Raw genomic sequence first — 18,729 nt, forward strand, 5'->3', positions numbered from 1 at the left:
CGAGCGGGGGCTGGGGGACTCGGGCGCGGTCATGGACCCTCCAGGGGCTGATGGGAACGGATCGCCCCCACCCTATCCGGCACCCGTCGGCCGACGGGCCCCACCCGCAGCGCAGCCCGTGATCTGCAGTTCCGGCCGAGCTGCGTGGGGCACAATGTCCGCATGGAACGCCAACAGGACTCCGTGCTGCGTCAGGTCGAAGAAGCGAACGTCGACTACATCCGTCTGTGGTTCACCGATGTGGTGGGAACCCTGAAATCGGTGGTCATCTCGCCCACGGACCTGGAGACCGCGTTCGATGAGGGCCTGGGCATCGACGGCTCCACCATCGAGGGCCTCACCCGCACCTACGAGTCCGACATGCTGCTCGCCCCCGACCCGAGCACGTTCCGCATCCTCCCCGAGTACGACTCCACCGGCACAACCGGCGTGATGATGAGCGATGTCCTCACTCCCGACGGCGAGCCCGCCGCCTCCGACCCCCGCGGCGTCCTCAAGCGCGCCCTCGAACGGGCCGAGAGGATGGGGTTGGATTTCTTCACCCACCCGGAGATCGAGTTCTACCTGTTCGAGAAGCCCTGGCGGCGCGGGGAGCCCCTGCAGCCCATCGATGACGGCGGCTACTTCGACTACGTGCAGCGCCCCACCGCGAACAACTACCGGCGGGAGCTCATCAGCCAACTGGAGTCGATGAACATCCACGTGGAGTACTCCCACCACGAAGGCGGGCCCGGCCAGAACGAAGTGGACCTGCGCTACGCCGACGCCCTCGCCACCGCCGACAACATCCTGACCATGCGCGCCATGACCAAGAAGGTCGCGCACTCCATGGGCCAGGTCGCCACGTTCATGCCGAAGCCGATCGTGGACCAGCCCGGCAGCGGCATGCACACGCACCTGTCCCTGTTCCAGAACGGGAAGAACGTGTTCCATGAACCGGGAGCCGAGTACGGGCTGTCGAAGACGGCGCGGCACTTCATCGCCGGCCTGCTGCGCCACGCCCCCGAATATTCGGTGATCACCAACCAGTTCGTGAACTCCTACAAGCGTCTGTGGGGCAAGCAGGAAGCGCCGAGCTTCATCTGCTGGGGCCACAACAACCGGTCTGCGCTGGTGCGAGTGCCGTACCACAAGCCCACCAAGGGCACGAGCTCCCGCGTGGAGTTCCGGGGCCTCGACTCCGCAGCGAACCCGTACCTCGCGTTCGCTGTTCTGCTCGGCGCCGGCATCGCAGGCATCGAGGGCGAGTACGACCTGCCGGAGGGCGCGGAGGACACCGTGTGGGACCTGACCGATCGGGAGCGCCGAGCCATGGGCATCGAGCCGCTGCCCTCGGACCTGTACCGGGCGCTGGACTCGTTCGAGGACTCCGAACTGATGGCGGAGATCCTCGGTGAGGAGGTGTTCGAGTTCATCATCCGCAACAAGCACGACGAATGGGCGAAGTACCGCAACCAGGTGACGGACTCTGAGCTCGCCTCGACCTTCAACGCCGTCTGATCCGCGATGCTCCCCACCTCAGCGATCCAAGCGATTCAGGAGAACGGCCCGTTCAACCACGCCGAGCTCGCCCGTCTCGGCTTCGTCCACACGGAGCGGTCCGCTCGTTTCCTCGCCGATGAGGACCTGGCGGCGGTGCCGCCGTCCCTGGTGCGCACTATCGGCACGACCGCGGACCCCGATGAGGCGACGATCGCGCTGCTGCGGGTCGGCGAAGCGGCGAACCGCGGCGAGCAGCGCGCACTGTTCGAGCGAGTGGTGGGGTCGGAGGCAGGGGAGCGCCTCGTGCAGTTGCTCGGGGTGTCCGCAGCGCTCGGCGACTTCCTCACCCGCCACCCCGAACGGCTCGCCCTGGTGGAGGAGGACGTTCTGCCGATGGACTCCTACCGCGCCCGCCTTCTGGAGGCGATCGGCGCGGACCCGGATGCTGACATGCCGGTCTCCTCCTGCACCGGGCAGGACGGACGCGACCGCATCCGCATCGAGTACCACGACATCCTCTGCCGCATCGCCCTGGCGGACATCACCGCTCCCGACGCCGCTGACGCCCAGCCCGACGTGTCCCGGCGACTCAGTGCCCTGGCCGGCGCCTCCCTCGACGCCGCCCTCGCCCAGGCGCGCGCCCAGGTCACCGACCACGACAAGGTGCGCCTGGCCGTCATCGCCATGGGCAAGACCGGGGCCCAGGAGCTCAACTACATCTCCGATGTGGACGTCATCTACGCCGCCGACGCGGCGCATGATGAGGTCAGCGCCGATGACGTCACAGCCGTCGGCGGGGCCCTCGCCCGGGAGCTCGCGCGCGTGTGCGCGGACCGCACAAAGGAGGGCGCCCTGTGGCAGGTGGATGCGAACCTGCGGCCCGAGGGCAAGGACGGTGAGCTGGTCCGCACCATCGATTCGTTCGCCGCCTACTACACGCGGTGGGCGTCCTCGTGGGAGTTCCAGGCGCTGCTGAAGGCGCGCCCCGCCGCTGGGGATGCGGCGCTTGGGCAGCGGTTCGTGGAACTGGTGGAGCCCATGGTGTGGCAGGCCTCCACCCGCGACGGCTTCGTGGAGGACACACGCGCAATGCGGCGCCGCGTAGTGGAGCTGATCCCGAAGTCCGAAGTGAACCGCAACCTCAAGCTCGGCCCCGGCGGTCTGCGGGACGTGGAGTTCACCGTGCAGCTGCTGCAGATGGTGCACGGCCGCACCGATGACTCCATCCACGCCCCCGACACCCTGTCGGCTCTCGCGCAGCTGACCGACGGTGGGTACGTGGCGCGCGACCAGGCGGCCGAGCTGGACCGCGCGTACCGGCTGATGCGGGCACTGGAGCACCGCATCCAGCTGCACCGCCTGCGCCGCTCCCAGGTGGTCCCGACCTCACCGGCGGACGTGCGGCGCCTCTCCCGCGCCATGGACATGAACCCGCAGGTGTTCGAGAAGAACCTCGATGCGATCCGCCGCCGGGTGAAGCAGCTGCACGAGGAGATCTACTACCGACCGCTGCTGCTGACCGCCGCCAGCCTGTCCGATGGCCAGGTCGCGCTCACGCCGGCGTCGGCGCAGGCGCGGCTCGCCGCGATCGGCTACCGCGACGCCAAGCGCGCCGGTCAGCACATCGAGGCGCTCACCAAGGGGCTGTCCCGCAGGGCCGCGATCCAGCGACAGCTGCTGCCGTCCCTGCTGGAATGGCTGGCTGACGGCATCGACCCGGACCTGGGGCTGCTGGCATTCCGCCGGCTGTCCGATGAGCTCGGCTCCACCCACTGGTTCCTGGGCATGCTGCGCGATTCCGGTGTCGCCGCGAAGCGCCTCACCCGTGTGCTGGCCAGTTCGAAGTACGTGGGCAACCAGTTGGAGTCGGTGCCGGGGGCGGCGAGGTGGCTCGGTCGTGACGCCGACCTCGAACCCCGCTCCGGGGAGTCGATCGTGGCGGAACTGGACGCCACGATGAAGCGCACCGATGATGCCGCCGAGCTGATCGACGTTCTGCGGCACGTCCGCTCCCGCGAGATCACCCGCATCGCCCTCGCCCATGTCACCCGCGTCATCGACCCGTCCCGGGTGGCGGAAGCGCTCACCGATCTCGCGGCCGCGGTCCTCCAGGCGGCGCTGCACATCGCCCGCCTGCAGGCGAAGCAGGAGGGCGCGACGGATGCGCCCCGGGTCATCCTCACCGTCATCGCGATGGGGTCGTTCGGTGCCGGCGAGATGGGCTACTCCTCCGACGCCGACGTCCAGTTCGTGGTGGAAGGCCCGGACGACCTGACCGACTCGGACCTCGTGGCCGCCGGAACCACCGTGGTGACGCATCTGCAGAAGATCCTCAACGCCCCCTCCAGCGGCATCGACATGAAGGTCAACGCCGACCTCCGCCCCGAAGGCCGCTCCGGCGCCCTGGTGCGCACACTCGCGTCCTTCAGCGACTACTACCGTCAGCACGCGGAGCGGTGGGAGAAGCAGGCGCTGCTGCGGGCCGCACCGCTCGTGGGACCGGAGGAGACGAAGGCGCAGGTGGTGCAGGTCCTGGACGAGGTGCGGTACCCGTCGGAGGGGCTGACCCCGTCGGCCGCGCGGGAGCTGGCGCGGATGAAGGCGCGCATCGAATCCGAACGCCTCCCGCGGGCCGCCCGCGCCACCCATCACCTGAAGCTGGGGCCGGGTGCGATGACCGACGTGGAGTGGGTGGTGCAGAAGCTGCAGACCGAGTACGCGCACGAGAACGAGCAGCTGCGCACCACCTCCACCCTGACCGCCCTGGAGGTGCTGGCGGCCGACGGGACCCTGCCGCGCACCGACGCCGACACCCTCAGCCAGGCCTGGCGGATGGCGTGGCAGCTGCGGCGCGCCCTGTTCCTCTGGAAGGGCCGCGAAACCGACGTGCTGCCGGGCGACGCGCACGAGCTCGCGGCACTGGCGGGCCTCATCACCGGGTCGGAGGAGTCCGCGCGCGAGATGATGGATCGTTACCTGAAACTCACCCGCCGCGCCAGGTCGGTCACCGAGAGGGAGCTGTTCGGCGAGTAGCATTGATGGGCAATGACTACACCTGAGCTGAGCGGCAGCACGCCCCGTGGCCGCATGTACCGAGTGGAGCCCGGCGGGAAGCTCGTCTACCCCTCGATCACGACCGTTGCCGGGATGCGCTCCAAGGACAGTCTGCAGTCCTGGTACGCGCGTATGGCCGGCCAGCGCGCCCTCGACATGTTCGCCTACCTCGACCGCAACCCGGGCCGCGCCATGGAGGAGATCCGCCGCGTCTCCCGCGACAGATGGGGCACGCAGAAGAAGATCGCGGCGGCCGCGGAGGAGTACACGCAGACCGCCGCCGACTTCGGCACCTATGTGCATGCGCTCTGCGAGATGTGGGAGCGCTCCGGTGAGCGGCCGAGCCGCACCGACATGTCGGACCTCGCCACGCAGCTGCGCGGGAACGGGGTGCTGGTTCTGGAGCGCAATCTGGGCGCGCTGCTGGACCGCGCCGATGTCCGCCTCGACGGGTTCGGCCGCTTCCTCGAGGAGTTCCAACCGGAGTTCGTGGAGATCGAACAGACCGTGCTGAACCGCACCGTCGGCTACGCCGGCACGACCGACGCGATCGTGAAGATCGGTGGTTCGGTGCTCTCAGCGGACATCAAGACATCCAAACGGGTGCGCGGCGACTACGCCCTCCAGGGGGTGGCGGTGGTGCGCGCGGAGAACCTGCTGGACAACGACGGCACCATTCGGGACATGCCGGAGCTCACCGGTGCGTTCGTGATCCACCTGCCGGAGGCGGGCGGCTACCAGGTGGTGCCGCTGCGCACCGGTGACGCGGAATGGGAAGTGTTCCAGTCGCTGCGCCGCTCCTGGGACTTCCTTCCGGACGACTGCGCCCTTGACGCCGCACAGAACCCGAAGGAGCTGCTCTTCAGTCTGCTGAACGCGAAGCTCTGACGTCTCGAGAGGCTCGCATGCCCCGCGCTGCGGGCCCGTCCGGCACGACCGACGAGGAGCCCTCGCGGGCGCCGGCTGTCACGCGTCAGAGCGCAGCACACCGAGCTCACGCGCCCGGGCCACCGCTTCGGTGCGCGAACGCACCTGCAGCTTGTCGAAGATGTGCACGAGGTGCGTTTTGACCGTCGCCTGCGAGAGGAACAGTTCGCGGGAGATCGCGGCGTTGGTGGCGCCGCGGGCCACGAGGTCGAGCACTTCCCGCTCCCGCTGCGACAGCGCGGCCTCACTGTCGAGGCGCCGACGGATCCTGCGGTCCAGCACCGACTCCCCACTGACGGCGCGGCGGATCGCCGCGGCGATCTCCGGCCCCGGCGTGTCCTTCAGCAGGTAGCTGGTGGCGCCGGCGTCGATGGACGCGAGGACGTCCTGGTCGTTGTCGTAGGTGGTCAGCACGATCACCACGGGGGCGCTGTCCAGGGCCACGATGTCAGCGATGACGTCGGTGCCGCGGGCGGCGCCGGACACGAACTGGAGGTCCAGCAGCACAACGTCCGGCCGGTGCAGGGACGCGAGTCGAAGCGCGTCCTCCGCGGTGGCGGCTTCGGCACCGATCACGTCGAGGTCGCCCCCGTCGGCCTCCAGCACGGTGCGCAGCCCCTGGCGCACGATGGCGTGGTCGTCGGCGAGCATGATGCGAGTCATCGGGGGCCTCCTGGGTTCAGTGCGGCTCTCAGTGTTCCACGCCGCCCTGGGGCGGATCGTGGGGCGGTCACGCGGGGACGGTCACGGATACGGCGGTTCCGTGCCCGGGCGCCGTCTCCACGGTGGCGGTGCCGCCGGCGGACTTCACGCGGGCGCGGACGGTGCGCAGACCGAAGCCCTCATCCCGGCCGGTGGGGATGCCGGCGCCGTCATCCACGACGTCCAGCATGAGCTCGCCCTCATGCTGCCCGACTGTCACCACGATCGTGTCGGCCCGGGCGTGCTGGACAGCGTTCGCCAGCAGGGAGGCGGCAACGCGGACAAGGGTCTGCGCGGCGCTCTGCCGTATGGCCGGGCGGGCGTCCGGCTCGGCGCTGATTCCCGGGGCACTGTCGCTGGCGGAGAGGTCGCAGCGCAAAACGATCCGGGCGCTGGTCGTCAGCTGATGCTGGTCCACCAGCTGCTGCAGTTCGAGGCAGAGCACGGCGGCCGGGTCCTCGTCGACCGGCGCAGCAGAGGGAGCGCCGGCGTCGACGAACTGGCGGGTCTGCCGGGTGGTCTGCCGTGTCATGTCCAGCGCTGATTCGAGCAGTTCGCCCAGGCGCGCGGTGTCGGAGTCGGCGGCGGCGCGCTGCGCGGACTCCAGGAGCATGCTGATGGAGATGGTGGACTGGGCGACTGTGTCGTGGAGGTCGCGGGCGATGCGTTCGCGTTCCTGGGCGATGCCGGCGTCGCGTTCGGTGCGGGCGAGCTGCGCGCGGGTGGTGCGCAGTTCACGGGTGATGAGTTCACGGACCGCTATCTCCTTCTGCAGGGTCCGCAGTGTGCTCATGATGCCGAGGGCCACGAGGGCGCCGATGAACGGGCCGAGCACCTGGCCGGGGCCCAGAACAGCCGTTTCCGTCGTGTGGAGCGCGGGCGCGAACCCCGCGACCAGCGCAACCAGGAACAGCAGTGTGATGCCCAGGATGCGGGAGGGGAGCATGAGGACGGCGAAGAAGAGGGCGAATGCGATCCAGACGCCCTGGGGGGTGAGCACGCACAGCACCAACCACAGTGCGAGCGTCAGCAGCAGGGCGAGAAGAGAGCGGCGCGGGTGCACGCCGGTCAGGGACTGCGGGGAGGCGCTGGGCGCCGGATCCTGAGGGCGCTCCACTGAGAACCGCGCACCGAGGGAGTAGACGCTCACCAGCAGGACGAGCACGGCGACCGCGGGGCCTGCCCCGGGTTCGGATCGTGCGAGCAGCAGCAGTCCCACGATTCCCGACAGTCCGTACAGCAGCAGATGCACGAACCAGCGCACCCCTGCCGCGAGCCGCGATTCTGATCGCGGCACCGTCATCGCTGCGCTCATGAGCCGTCCCCGGCGCTCAGCGCGATGTTCCCCGTTGCCGCGGACAGTGCCTGCGCCGCATCCAGGCACAGGTCCTCCCGGCCGGGCCGCCCGATCAGCTGGACGCTCATCGAGACGCCGTCGCCGACCCGCACGGTCGGCACGGACACAGCAGGCAGCCCCGCCACGTTGATCATGGAGGTGTGGGGACTGTACTGGCACTGGGCGTGGAAATTCGCGAGCCCGTCCCCGGTCTCGAGGTCACCGGGCCAGTCGTTCGGGCGGGGCGGCAGCGCGGTGGTGGGGGAGAGGACGAGATCATAGGGCGCGAACGTGCGGATCAGGGCGCGCTCCACCTCAGCGAAGCGGCCGACGGATGCCGCGACGTCACCGGGGTCGAGGCTGCGGCCCTGCTCGATCAGCCAGCGGGTCAGCGCTTCGAACGGCGGCGGCTCCTCCATGGGGGAGGGCAGGGAGCGCAGCTGCGCCGCGTTCGCCATCCACAGCGTCATGAACGCCTGCGCGTACCCCGGCAACGACGGCAGACGCACCTCCTCCACCTCAGCACCGAGACCGGTGAGCGCCGCGATGGCGGCGTCCTGCGCCTGCGCCGCTTCGGCACTGGTGGGACAGTCGACCACCTCGTCCCACAGGGTGGGGCCCGCGATCACCCCGACCCGCAGGCCCGGCGCGAGGTCGCGGATGTCGGCGAAGGATCGACGCTGCGGCGGTGGGGGAGCGGTGGCGGCACCGGAGGTGGGTGCGCCGTCGGCCCCGCGGGTGATGAGGGCATCCAGGAGGATCCCCGCGTCCTCAGCGGATCGGGCGAGGACGCCCGCTGTCGGGAGACCGCCCAGGGCGTCCTGTCCACCCATCGCGGCGATGCGGCCGCGCGACGGCTTCAGGCCGATGATGCCGCAGGCCGCGGCGGGAATGCGCACGGACCCACCGGCGTCTGAGCCGGGCGCGACGGGCAGGATGCGGGAGGCGACCGCGGCGGCCGCGCCTCCGGAGGAGCCGCCCGCGTTGAGGTCCGGCCGGCCGGGAACGGTCGTGGCGCCGTGCAGAAGCGAGCGGGTGTAGTTCGTGAAGCCGAACTCAGGGCTGGCGGTGGCGCCGAGCGAGAGGGCACCGGTGGAGTCGAGCTGCGTGGTGAGCGCGTCGGTCCGTTCCGCGCGCAGGCCGCGGAAGCGGCGGGTGCCGAACGTGGCGACCCACCCTCGGCGCTGATGCAGGTCCTTGTCCGCGGTGGGGAGCCCGGCGAGTGGCCCGGTGAGATTGCCGGCATCCACCTGGGCAGCTCGCTCCAGGGCCCTTTCGGGTTCGAGCGAGACGATCGCGTTCGTCTGGTGGCCCTCGCAGCGCTGAAGGAAGTGGCGAGCTGCGTCGACGGCGCTGACCTCCCGGTTCTTCAGGGCAGAAAGGAGCGCGGCAGCGCTGAGCTCATGCAGGTGGGACATGGCACAACGCTACCGCGCAGCATCCGTCGGCCGCTGATCAGCTGATCAGTGCGGCGATGGGATCAGAGGTCGTAGTAGAGCTCGAACTCCAGCGGGTGGGGGATCAGGCGGAACGGCTCGATCTCGTTCTCCCGCTTGTACGCGATCCACGTTTCGATGAGGTCTGCGGGGAACACATCACCCTCGGTGAGGAAGTCGTGGTCCTTCTCCAGGGCGTCCAGGGCGCCGCTGAGGGACTCGGGCAGCTTCGCGATCGCCTCGTGCTCCTCCGGCGGCAGCTCGTACAGGTCCTTGTCGATCGGCTCCGGCGGCTCAATGCGGTTGCGGATGCCGTCGATGCCGGCCATCAGCTGCGCTGCGAACGCCAGGTACGGGTTGGCCGACGGGTCCGGGGCGCGGAACTCCAGGCGCTTCGCCTTCGGGGACGAACCGGTGACTGGGATGCGGATAGCAGCGGATCGGTTGCGGGCGGAGTACACCATGTTGACCGGTGCTTCAAAGCCGGGCACGAGGCGCTTGAACGAGTTCACGGTCGGGTTGGTGAACGCGGTCAGGGCCTGCGCGTGCTCGATGAGACCGCCGATGTACCAGCGCGCAATATCGGACAGGCCGCCGTAGCCGCGCTCGTCGTAGAACAGCGGTTCGCCGTCCTTCCACAGGGACTGGTGGCAGTGCATACCGGACCCGGCGTCACCGTACAGCGGCTTCGGCATGAAGGTGACGGTGCGGCCGGCTTCCCAGGCGACGTTGCGGACCACGTACTTGAACTTCATGACGTCGTCAGCGGCCTGCTGCAGCGTGGAGAAGCGGTAGTTGATCTCCTGCTGGCCGGCGGTGCCGACCTCGTGGTGGGCGCGCTCCACTTCCAGGCCGGTTTCGTCCAGGACACGGCAGATCTCGTCGCGGAGGTCAGCGAGCTGATCCACGGGCGGGACTGGGAAGTAGCCGCCGTTGACGCGAGTCTTGTAGCCCTGGTTGCCGCCCTCTTCGATGCGGTCGGAGTTCCAGGCGGCTTCATCCGAGTCGATCTCGTAGAAGGAGCTGTTGATGCCGGTCTTGTACCGGATGTCGTCGAAGATGTAGAACTCGGCTTCGGCGGCGAAGAACGCGGTGTCGGCGATGCCGGTGGACTTCAGGTACTCCTCGGCCTTCGCCGCAACCGTCCGGGGGTCACGGGAGTACGGCTCATCGGTGAACGGGTCAACGATGGAGAAGTTGATGATCAGAGTCTTCTGATCGCGGAACGGGTCGATGTAGGCGGTCTCGAGGTCCGGGATCAGCTTCATATCGGACTCGTGGATCGCCTGGAAGCCGCGGATGGATGAGCCGTCGAACAGCTGCCCGGTCTCAATGGCTTCGAGGTCGAACGACTTCGCGGGCAGATTGAAATGCTGCATCACACCGGGGAGGTCGATGAAGCGGACGTCGACGAACTTGACGTCCTCCTCTTCGATGTAACGGACGGCTTCTTCCGGGCTGCTGAACACTCTGTTCCTCCAATTCGCACGTGGTCGCGCGGTCTGCCAGCACCTGTGAGGGGTGCATGTCCCTCCCATCCTAAACGGCGACCCGAGAGTTGAATCGGATCTGACCACCGCGTATCTTTCGGATGTGATCGAGAGAAAAGACCTGGGGACCTGGCTGGAGGGCGCACCGACTGACCCCGACTACCGCCCCGGTTCCCGGTACGGCGTGCCCGCCGATGGTCCCGGCTCCCCAGCGCGTCTCGGCATCCGCTTCACCTCCTGGATCATCGACGCCCTGGTCTCCGCCGGTGGCGCCTATCTCGCGTTCGGCCCCACCAACTGGGGGTCCACCGCCGTGTTCCTCGCGATCAATCTGCTGATGCTGCCCCTGTTCGGCGCCACGATCGGACAGTTCTTCTGCGGCCTGCGCCTCATGCCCGTCAGCGGCCGCTCGCCAATGGTGCTGCGGGCCCTCATCCGCACCCTGCTGATGGCGCTGCTGATCCCCCTGGTCATTCAGGGCAGGGACCGTCAGCTCGGTCACGATATGGCCGCCGGCGTGCTGGTGATCCGCGCCACCTCCTGATCCCGTCCGCCCCGCCTGCAGACTCCGTCGTCCCCCCTCACCCCGCGGCACTCTGAGAACGGAGAACGGGCCCGCAGGGAGCATCTCCCCACGGGCCCGTCACCGTCATCACCGCCGCAGCGGCGCGACCAATGCGATCAGCGGCCGCGCATCGCGCGACGGTTCGGGCGCGCACGCATCGGATCCACACCCTTCGGCACAGCCTGGCGGATCGGGTTCGGCATCGCCTGCAGGCGGCGCGAGACCTCACCGGCCTCATGCTTCGTCAGGGTCGGCTTCATGCGCTGCATGTACGTCGCCAGCTTCGGCAGCGGGATCTCGTCCTCACCGCGCCCCACGTGGATGCCGTGCACCGGAACATTCGGGAAGAGCCGCTCCATGCGGGAGACCTCCTTGCCCATCAGCTTGCGGGCCGGACCGTTCGATCCGGACACCACCAGGGCGATGCCGGGACGACCGGAGGCGCGGAACAGCATGGTGTGGCTGCGCGGCTCCAACGCCGCCGGGTCCCGTTCCACGTTCCAACCGCGGCGAATGGACTGCATAGCGGCGAGCTCGGCGCCCTGCTGGCCCTCGATCTTCGCGTAGGCGGCGCGTTCAGCGCGACGACCCAGGATGAACAGGGCCGCGATCAGACCGAACGCCAGGCCGATGAACGCGCCGTAGATCGGTGCATCGAGGATCAGCCACAGCAGGAGGGAGAACAGCACGATGCAGCCGATGAGGGCGCCGAGCATCCACGGCAGTGTGCTCGGGTCCTGCCGCTGCGTCTGCTTGTACGCCTCGAAGATCTGCTTCATGCGGCCGGGCTTCTTGCCGGGCGCGGTATCGGGGGATGGGGATGCGGCGGCCGAACCGCCGCGGGTCTTCTTCTTCGCCATGTCCTTCTTCGCTCAGGTCGCTTCGGGAGGGGTCAGCGGCCGGAGGCGGCGTCAGCTGCGCGGCGAGCAGCACGGCGAGCCTCGAGGGCGGCGTGCCGCTCCTCGCGCTCCTTCATGCGCTCCACCACGGCTTCGGCCTCCTGGGTCGCAGGGGTCGAGGTGTCCAGGTGCTTCAGCTCCTCCGGGATCGGACGGCCGAGCTTGTTCATGGCCTCCGCCCAGAGACGACCCGCACGGTACGAGGAGCGGACCATCGGGCCGGCCATAACGGCGAGGAAGCCGATCTCGTACGCCTTCTTCGACAGGTCCACGAACTCCATCGGCTTCACCCACCGGTCGATCGGGTGGTGCAGCTTCGAGGGGCGCAGGTACTGGGTGATGGTGAGGATGTCGGTGCCGGCATCGTGCAGCGCCTGCATCGACTCGATGATCTCCTCGGTGGTCTCGCCCATGCCGAGGATCAGGTTGGACTTGGTGATCATGCCGGCGTCCTTGCCCTGCCGCAGCACATCGAGGCTGCGCTCGTAGCGGAACGCGGGGCGGATCTGCTTGAAGATCCGCGGCACGGTCTCGAGGTTGTGGGCGAACACTTCGGGCTTGGCCTCGAAGACCTTCTCCAGTGCCCCGGCGTCACCCTTGATGTCGTCGATCAGCAGCTCAACGCCCGTGCCGGGGTTGAGCTTGTGGATCTGCTTGCAGGTCTCGGCGAACAGCCCGGCGGCGCCGTCGGAGAGGTCGTCGCGCGCCACACCGGTGATGGTGGAGTAGCGCAGGCCCATGTCCTTGACCTGCATCGCGACCTTGAACGGCTCCGCGGGGTCCACGGGCATCGGCTTGCCGGTGGCGATGTCGCAGAAGTCGCAGCGGCGCGTGCAGGTGTCACCGCCGATGAGGAAGGTCGCCTCGCGGTCCTCCCAACATTCGAAGATGTTCGGGCAGCCCGCTTCTTCGCAGACCGTGTGCAGACCCTGGCCGTGCACCCGCTGCTTCATCGCAGCGTACTCGGGGCCCATCTTCGCGGTGGTCTTGATCCAGCTCGGTTTGCGCTCGATCGGAGTTTCCGCATTGCGAGCTTCCACTCGACGCAGCTTCCGTCCTTCAGATGCGACCGTCACGCCTCAGCCTCCTTGAATTGGGTTCGGCCCAGTCTATCGAGGGGCCCCGCGTTTGCCCGGAACGGGGTGATGCAGGGAACTCAGTCCAGGCCCTTGTTCGCTTCGAGCTGACGCATCTGCTCCTCGACCGCGTGGATCACGTCAGCTGGTCGGATGGTGCACCCGGTCTCCACGCTGAGGCTCGTCACCCCGGCGTCGTCGATCCCGCAGGGGATGACGTTGTGGGACCAGGAGAGGTCGTTCGCGCAGTTCAGGGCGAACCCGTGCATGGTGGCGCGCTTGGACACGCGCAGCCCGATGGCGCACACCTTGCGGTCCATGCCGAGCGGGTCGGGCACCCACACACCGGAACGGCCCTCGATGGGCACGGTGTTCACACCGACCTGGTCGCACACCGCCATGATCGCCTCTTCGATGCCGCGGACGAATCCGACCACATCGATCGGCGGGGGCAGCTTCACGATGGGGTAGCCGACGAGCTGCTCGGGTCCGTGCCACGTGATCTTGCCGCCGCGGTCCACATCCACCACGGGCGCTCCGTCCTGGGGGCGCTCCTCGTCGATGGTGCGCTTGCCGGCGGTGTACACCGGCTGGTGCTCCAGCAGCAGCAGCGTGTTGGGGCGCTCACCGGCGACGACTTCGGCGTGGATGCGGCGCTGCAGATCCCACGCGGCTCGGTATTCGACGGGACCGGGCGGCAGCCCCCACTGCTCGTGGGTGGAGTCCAGTCCTGAATCCTCGGAGAAGCCGACGCGAATGATCTCAAGCACGCCCTCCACCCTACGCCACCGCGGGTGGGCCGCCGCCTCCCGGTTATCCACAATGTAGTGGTCCTCGCGCCACAGGGGCCGTCTGGGGTGTGCGATGGGCTCATGGGACGTCTATCTGCCGCGGGCCTGGACCCGCACACACTGACCGAGATCGATGACGGACGCGAGGTCTGGGCCGCTCGCACAGCCGTCGGCCAGGAGGTGACCGTGGTGCGCGCCCGCACTCTGCGGGCCGCGCTGCGGGTGCGTCGGGAGCGGGCACTGATCCGCTCGCTGAAGGCCGACGGGGTCCGTGCCGCGCCTGAGCTGCTGAGCGGCGGAGTGCTCCACTATGCGGTGGAGACGGGGGAGGTGCTGCGCCGCTCCCGGGGACGGCGGACCCAGAGCCGCGCCGCGGGTGCGCCCCGGGCCGCGGAGGCAGAGGCAGCGGTCCGGCGGGACCTCGAGCAGCTGTGCGAAGCGCTGAACGCGCGGGAGCTGGCCCTGGGGCACCGTCCGGGTGCGGGCCTGCTGCTGCGGTCCGACGGGTCCGCGCTCGTCACTGACTTCTCATCCCTGCGGGAGGCGACGTTCGCGGCGCACCGGGCGGATGTGCGATGGATCGAGTCGGTGATGGGCGGCGGGGAGGTGCCGGCCTCGATCATGCGCCGCCAGGCGAAGGCGACCCTGGTGCAGACTCCGCGCCGTGCCCGTCCCGCAGTGAGGATCGCCCTCTCATCGGCTGCCGCGACCGTGGTGCTCGCCGCTGTCGTCGCGGGCGGTGTGCTGACGGGCGGCGGCGTTCCCATCGCCGGTGTGCTCCAGCAGACGGGCGCTGATCTGTCCGCGGGAGCGGGGCGCCACGATGCCTCGGACGGTGCCGAAAAGGCAGGGTCCGGCGTGGCGGTGCCGCTGCAGGCGGACAACGGGGCGGGAGCGACGTCGCCGGATTCGCGGAGCGGGCCCGGGGCTGACACGGCGCCCAGCGGGGCCCAGCAGATGAGCGGTGACCCGGTGCAGGCCGTCAGTGCGCTGGCCGATGCCCGCCGTGACTACGTGATCGGTGCAGCGGGGGAGAACGCGGCCGTGGTCGAGGGATCACCGGCCGCGGTGGACGATGCCCGCCTGCGGCAGCGGTTCGCAGTGTTCCGTGTGGATGGCGGGGTCACCACGGTGCACGAGGTGCAGGTTCTGGAGCGCGATGATCAGCGGTGCCGGATCCGGGCGCGGATCAGTGACAGCCCGATGACGCTGACCGATGAGAAGGGCCGTCAGCGGCAGGTGCCGGCGGGGGCGGAGCGGACCGTCGTGATGGAGCTGGCACGGGAGCCCGACGGGTGGCGGATCGTCAGCGTCCGCGCCGATGAGCAGGAGAGCAGCGCGGCCGCCGGGGATACTGTCGCGGCTCGCTCCGCAACCGGCAGACGCTGAATCCAGCAAGGGACAGGGAAAGGGGCGGCCGCTCACCCGGTGGGTGAGGGACCGCCCCGTTGCACTGCTGGGTCAGCGGGCGTGGATCAGAGTCCGAGCTCGCTGCCGAACGCGCCTTCTTCCAGTCGCGCCTTCATGTGGGTGAGGAAGCGTGCAGCGTCCGCACCGTCCACGAGGCGGTGGTCGTAGGAGAGGAACAGGTACATCATCGAACGGATCGCGATGGTGTCGTTGCCGTCCTGGTCCTTGACCACGGCGGGACGCTTCACGATCGTGCCGCAGCCGAGGATGCCGACCTGCGGGTTCGGGACGATCGGGGTGTCCCAGAGGGCGCCGCCGGATCCCGTGTTGGTGATGGTGAAGGTCGCGCCCTGGAGGTCGTCCGGGCCGAGCTTGTTGTTCTTCGCCTTGCCGCCGAGCTCACCGATCTGGCGTGCGAGACCGGCGAGGTTGAGGTCACCGGCGTTCTTGATGACGGGGACCACGAGACCGCGCTCGGTGTCCGCAGCCATGCCGATGTTCTCGCTGCCGTGGTACTTGATCATGCCGTCCTGGATCTCGGCGTTGATGACCGGGTAGGTCTTCAGCGCTTCGACAGCGGCCTGCATGATGAACGGCAGGAAGGTCAGCTTCGCACCCTCGCGGGCAGCGAACTGGTCCTTCGCCTGGCTGCGCAGAGCGGCGATGCGGGTCATGTCAACCTCGACCGCGGTGGTGAGCTGCGCCTGCGTGTGCAGGGACTCCACCATGCGCTCAGCGACGATCTTGCGCAGACGCGTCATCTTCTGCTCGGTGCCGCGCAGCGGCGACATCTCGACCGGGGCGGACGGCTTCGCAGCAGCGGGGGCAGCGTGCTGCTGACCTGCGGACGGAGCCGAGGGCGCCTCAGCGGCCTGCTTCTGCTTCTCGGCGGCGTCCTTCACATCCTGCTTGCGGATGCGGCCACCCACGCCGGTGCCGGTGACCTGGGAGAGGTCAACACCGGAATCTTTGGCGAGCTTGCGAACGATCGGGGTGACGTACGCCGTCGCGTTGGAGGAGCCGGTGAGCGACGAGTCAGCAGTGGCGGAGGCCTCAGCCTTCTGCTCCTGCTTCTCGTCCTTCGCGGGCTTCTCCTCAGCAGCCGGCTCGGAGGCCGCCTTCTGGGCGTCGCCCTTGTCGGAGGCGTCAGCGGACTTCTCCTCCTGCTTCGCCGGTGCGGGCTTCTCAGAGGAGCCACCGGATGCGGCACCGGACCCGATGACGGCGATGACGGCGCCGATCTCGGCCTCTTCATCCTCCTTCACGCGGATCTCCTGGAGAACACCCGCCACGGGGGAGGGGATCTCGGTGTCGACCTTGTCGGTGGAGACCTCGAGGAGCGGTTCGTCGACCTCGACCTCATCGCCGACGTCCTTCAGCCAGCGGGTGACGGTGCCTTCGGTGACGGACTCGCCGAGGGCCGGCATGGTGACCTCTTCGCCCTCACCGGAGCCGCCGGAGGACTCTGCGGGTGCATCGTCCTCGGACGCGGCGTCGTCGTCCACATCATCGGCGCTGTCGTCAGCGTCGTCGGCTGCGGGCTCCTGCGAGGCCTCATCCGCGGCGGAGTCGTCCTCGGACTTCTCCGCGTCGGAGGATGCACCGTCGCCGCTGCCGATGACAGCGAGATCGGCGCCGACCTCGGCGTCCTCGTCCTCAGCAACGAGGATCTCTTCGAGCACGCCGGCGACCGGTGACGGGATCTCGGTGTCGACCTTGTCGGTGGAGACTTCGAGGAGCGGCTCGTCGACCTCGACGGTGTCGCCGACGTCCTTCAGCCAGCGGGTGACGGTGCCCTCAGTGACGGATTCACCGAGAGCCGGCATCTGTACTTTTTCTGACATTGTCAGTTCCTCTGCTGTCGACTGGTGGATCAGGCGTGGGAGTGCAGCGGCTTGCCGGCCAGTGCCAGCGCAGCCTCGCCGAGCGACTCGTTCTGGGTCGGGTGGGCGTGGATGAGGGAGGCGACATCCTCCGGCATGGCCTCCCAGGACACGATGAGCTGAGCCTCACCGATCTGCTCGGACATGCGGGCGCCGAGCATGTGGACGCCGACGATCGGGCCGTCCTTCTCGCGCACGAGCTTCACGAAGCCCTGCGTGCCGAGGATCTGGGACTTGCCGTTGCCGCCGAGGTTGTACTCGTAGCTCTCGACCTTGTCCTCGCCGAACTTCTCCTTCGCCTGCTTTTCGGTGAGGCCGACGGAACCGACGTTCGGCTCGCAGTAGGTGACGCGCGGGATGTGCGCCTCGTTGATCGGCTCCGGGTTCAGGCCGGCGATCTGCTCGGCCACGAAGATGCCCTGCTGGAAGCCGCGGTGGGCGAGCTGCAGGCCCGGGACGATGTCGCCGACGGCGTAGATGCCCTTGACGTTGGTCTCCAGGGTCTCCTTGTTCGCGAGCACGAAGCCGCGATCCATCTCGATGCCCTGCTCCTCGTAGCCCATGTCCTTGGTGTTCGGGCCGCGGCCCACTGCAACGAGGAGGTAGTCGCCCTCGAACTCGGTGCCGTCGGCGAGGGTGACCTTGACGCCGTCCTCGGTCTGCTCGGCCTTCTCGAAGAAGATGCCGAGTGAGTACTTGATCTTGCGGCGCTTGAAGGCGCGCTCCAGACCCTTGGAGAGGGCCTCGTCCTCGTTGGCGACCAGGTTCGGCAGGCCCTCCACGATCGTGACGCTCTCAGCGCCGAGGGACTTCCACACGGAGGCGAACTCGACGCCGATGACGCCGCCGCCGAGGATGATCGGGTTCTTCGGAACCTCGGGCAGCTGGAGCGCCATCTCGGAGTCGATGATGCGGCCGCCGAGCTCGAGGCCCGGGAGGGTCTTCGAGAAGGAGCCGGAGGCGAGGACGATGTTCTCGCCGGTTAGGGTGGTGGTGCCGTTCTCGCCGGTCACCTCGACGGTGTTCTTGCCGGTGAGGCGGCCGAAGCCTTCGACGTACTCGATGTCGCCGGAGCCGACCAGGCCCTGCAGACCCTTGTACAGGCGGCTGATGGTGCGGTCCTTGAAGGACAGCATCTTGTCAACGTCGATGTTGTTGAGGGTGAGGTCGATGCCCAGGGCTCGGGCATCCGCGGGCGCCTCGGCCATCTCGGCCACGTGCAGAAGCGTCTTGGTGGGGACACAGCCGCGGTGCAGGCAGGTGCCGCCCAGCTTGTCCTTCTCGACGAGGGCAACGGACTTGCCCAGCTGAGCGGCGCGCAGAGCTGCGGAGTAGCCGCCGCTGCCGCCTCCCACAATCACAATGTCGAACTTCTGGTCAGTGGAGTTATCAGCCACGTTCAAGCTCCCTAGCTCACTCGATGGTCGTGCTCGGCGCCGACCGGAAATGGCCGGGCGGCGATGCTCACGCCGAGCGCGCTCGCGCTCAGCGATGATGCCTCCCATGCTATTGCACTGCGGCGCAACATTCCTCCAGCTCGCCGCCCGGCGGGAACTGAGGGCCCGGCGGGTGGCCGGGATCATGGACGGCACGGGCCCGTGGGCATGCAGAGCATAGGCCCGCGGGCACGAAGAAGGCCGACGGGCCCGTTCGTGCGAGGGTCCCGTCGGCCTTCCCG

14 protein-coding genes are annotated in these 18,729 nt (G+C 68.8%); 5 read left to right on the plus strand and 9 right to left on the minus strand.

Annotated elements, in window-relative coordinates:
• Positions 1–162: 162 nt before the first annotated feature.
• From MHY20_RS06710 to MHY20_RS06720, 3 genes are read left to right on the plus strand one after another with little or no spacing between them, the layout of a single operon-like run.
• On the plus strand, positions 163–1,500 hold the full coding sequence (locus MHY20_RS06710) for a glutamine synthetase family protein (protein WP_239375791.1): 1,338 nt from the start codon (positions 163–165) through the stop codon (positions 1,498–1,500).
• A gap of 6 nt (positions 1,501–1,506) precedes the next feature.
• Entirely contained in the window at positions 1,507–4,515 is a 3,009-nt protein-coding gene (locus MHY20_RS06715) for a bifunctional [glutamine synthetase] adenylyltransferase/[glutamine synthetase]-adenylyl-L-tyrosine phosphorylase (RefSeq protein ID WP_239375793.1), read from the plus strand.
• A 12-nt stretch (positions 4,516–4,527) separates the two neighbouring features.
• Positions 4,528–5,424: a hypothetical protein gene (locus MHY20_RS06720; RefSeq protein WP_239375795.1), complete on the plus strand. Its 897-nt coding sequence runs from the start codon at positions 4,528–4,530 to the stop codon at positions 5,422–5,424.
• 78 nt (positions 5,425–5,502) lie between these two features.
• Here MHY20_RS06720 and MHY20_RS06725 read toward each other — a convergent pair whose 3' ends face one another.
• The 4 genes from MHY20_RS06725 to glnA form a co-directional block, all read right to left on the minus strand.
• Complete coding sequence (locus MHY20_RS06725) at positions 5,503–6,126, minus strand: response regulator transcription factor (RefSeq protein WP_183374577.1); 624 nt, start codon at positions 6,124–6,126, stop codon at positions 5,503–5,505.
• A gap of 67 nt (positions 6,127–6,193) precedes the next feature.
• A complete protein-coding gene (locus MHY20_RS06730; RefSeq protein WP_239375797.1) occupies positions 6,194–7,480 on the minus strand; it encodes an ATP-binding protein in 1,287 nt (428 codons plus the stop codon).
• Positions 7,477–8,919, minus strand: coding sequence for an amidase (locus tag MHY20_RS06735; RefSeq protein WP_239375799.1), 1,443 nt, complete (start codon positions 8,917–8,919; stop codon positions 7,477–7,479). Before MHY20_RS06735 ends, MHY20_RS06730 begins: the two co-directional genes overlap by 4 nt.
• 62 nt (positions 8,920–8,981) lie before the next feature.
• The gene (gene glnA, locus MHY20_RS06740; protein ID WP_183374571.1) at positions 8,982–10,406 is read right to left on the minus strand and encodes a type I glutamate--ammonia ligase; all 1,425 of its coding nucleotides are present in this window, start codon (positions 10,404–10,406) and stop codon (positions 8,982–8,984) included.
• Positions 10,407–10,530: 124 nt separating this feature from the next.
• Here glnA and MHY20_RS06745 point away from each other — a divergent pair, with 124 nt between their 5' ends.
• Positions 10,531–10,971, plus strand: coding sequence for an RDD family protein (locus MHY20_RS06745; protein ID WP_183374569.1), 441 nt, complete (start codon positions 10,531–10,533; stop codon positions 10,969–10,971).
• A gap of 137 nt (positions 10,972–11,108) precedes the next feature.
• On the opposite strand, the gene MHY20_RS06750 is transcribed toward MHY20_RS06745, so the two are convergent.
• From MHY20_RS06750 to lipB, 3 genes are all read right to left on the minus strand, one after another.
• Positions 11,109–11,852, minus strand: coding sequence for a DUF4191 domain-containing protein (locus MHY20_RS06750; RefSeq protein WP_239375801.1), 744 nt, complete (start codon positions 11,850–11,852; stop codon positions 11,109–11,111).
• 32 nt (positions 11,853–11,884) lie between these two features.
• A complete protein-coding gene (lipA, locus tag MHY20_RS06755) occupies positions 11,885–12,967 on the minus strand; it encodes a lipoyl synthase (RefSeq protein WP_239375803.1) in 1,083 nt (360 codons plus the stop codon).
• 80 nt (positions 12,968–13,047) lie between these two features.
• Positions 13,048–13,737, minus strand: coding sequence for a lipoyl(octanoyl) transferase LipB (lipB, locus tag MHY20_RS06760; RefSeq protein ID WP_239375804.1), 690 nt, complete (start codon positions 13,735–13,737; stop codon positions 13,048–13,050).
• 102 nt (positions 13,738–13,839) lie between these two features.
• On the opposite strand from lipB, the gene MHY20_RS06765 reads away from it, so the two are divergent.
• Positions 13,840–15,147, plus strand: coding sequence for a hypothetical protein (locus tag MHY20_RS06765; RefSeq protein WP_183374561.1), 1,308 nt, complete (start codon positions 13,840–13,842; stop codon positions 15,145–15,147).
• Positions 15,148–15,233: 86 nt separating this feature from the next.
• On the opposite strand, the gene sucB is transcribed toward MHY20_RS06765, so the two are convergent.
• Positions 15,234–17,012, minus strand: a complete 1,779-nt coding sequence (sucB, locus tag MHY20_RS06770) for a 2-oxoglutarate dehydrogenase, E2 component, dihydrolipoamide succinyltransferase (protein ID WP_239375805.1) — start codon at positions 17,010–17,012, stop codon at positions 15,234–15,236.
• 29 nt (positions 17,013–17,041) lie between these two features.
• Positions 17,042–18,448: a dihydrolipoyl dehydrogenase gene (gene lpdA / locus MHY20_RS06775; protein ID WP_239375806.1), complete on the minus strand. Its 1,407-nt coding sequence runs from the start codon at positions 18,446–18,448 to the stop codon at positions 17,042–17,044.
• Positions 18,449–18,729: the final 281 nt, after the last annotated feature.

It is taken from the genome of Helcobacillus sp. ACRRO (assembly GCF_022347125.1).
GTDB lineage: Bacteria > Actinomycetota > Actinomycetes > Actinomycetales > Dermabacteraceae > Helcobacillus > Helcobacillus massiliensis.

What these genes read in the sequence shown, in the direction of transcription:
- MHY20_RS06710 (WP_239375791.1), top strand. Translation starts at nt 163, where the DNA reads ATGGAACGCCAACAGGACTCCGTGCTGCGTCAGGTCGAAGAAGCGAAC.
- MHY20_RS06715 (WP_239375793.1), top strand. Translation starts at nt 1,507, where the DNA reads ATGCTCCCCACCTCAGCGATCCAAGCGATTCAGGAGAACGGCCCGTTC.
- MHY20_RS06720 (WP_239375795.1), top strand. Translation starts at nt 4,528, where the DNA reads ATGACTACACCTGAGCTGAGCGGCAGCACGCCCCGTGGCCGCATGTAC.
- MHY20_RS06725 (WP_183374577.1), bottom strand. Translation starts at nt 6,126, where the DNA reads ATGACTCGCATCATGCTCGCCGACGACCACGCCATCGTGCGCCAGGGG.
- MHY20_RS06730 (WP_239375797.1), bottom strand. Translation starts at nt 7,480, where the DNA reads ATGAGCGCAGCGATGACGGTGCCGCGATCAGAATCGCGGCTCGCGGCA.
- MHY20_RS06735 (WP_239375799.1), bottom strand. Translation starts at nt 8,919, where the DNA reads ATGTCCCACCTGCATGAGCTCAGCGCTGCCGCGCTCCTTTCTGCCCTG.
- MHY20_RS06750 (WP_239375801.1), bottom strand. Translation starts at nt 11,852, where the DNA reads ATGGCGAAGAAGAAGACCCGCGGCGGTTCGGCCGCCGCATCCCCATCC.
- MHY20_RS06765 (WP_183374561.1), top strand. Translation starts at nt 13,840, where the DNA reads ATGGGACGTCTATCTGCCGCGGGCCTGGACCCGCACACACTGACCGAG.
- sucB (WP_239375805.1), bottom strand. Translation starts at nt 17,012, where the DNA reads ATGTCAGAAAAAGTACAGATGCCGGCTCTCGGTGAATCCGTCACTGAG.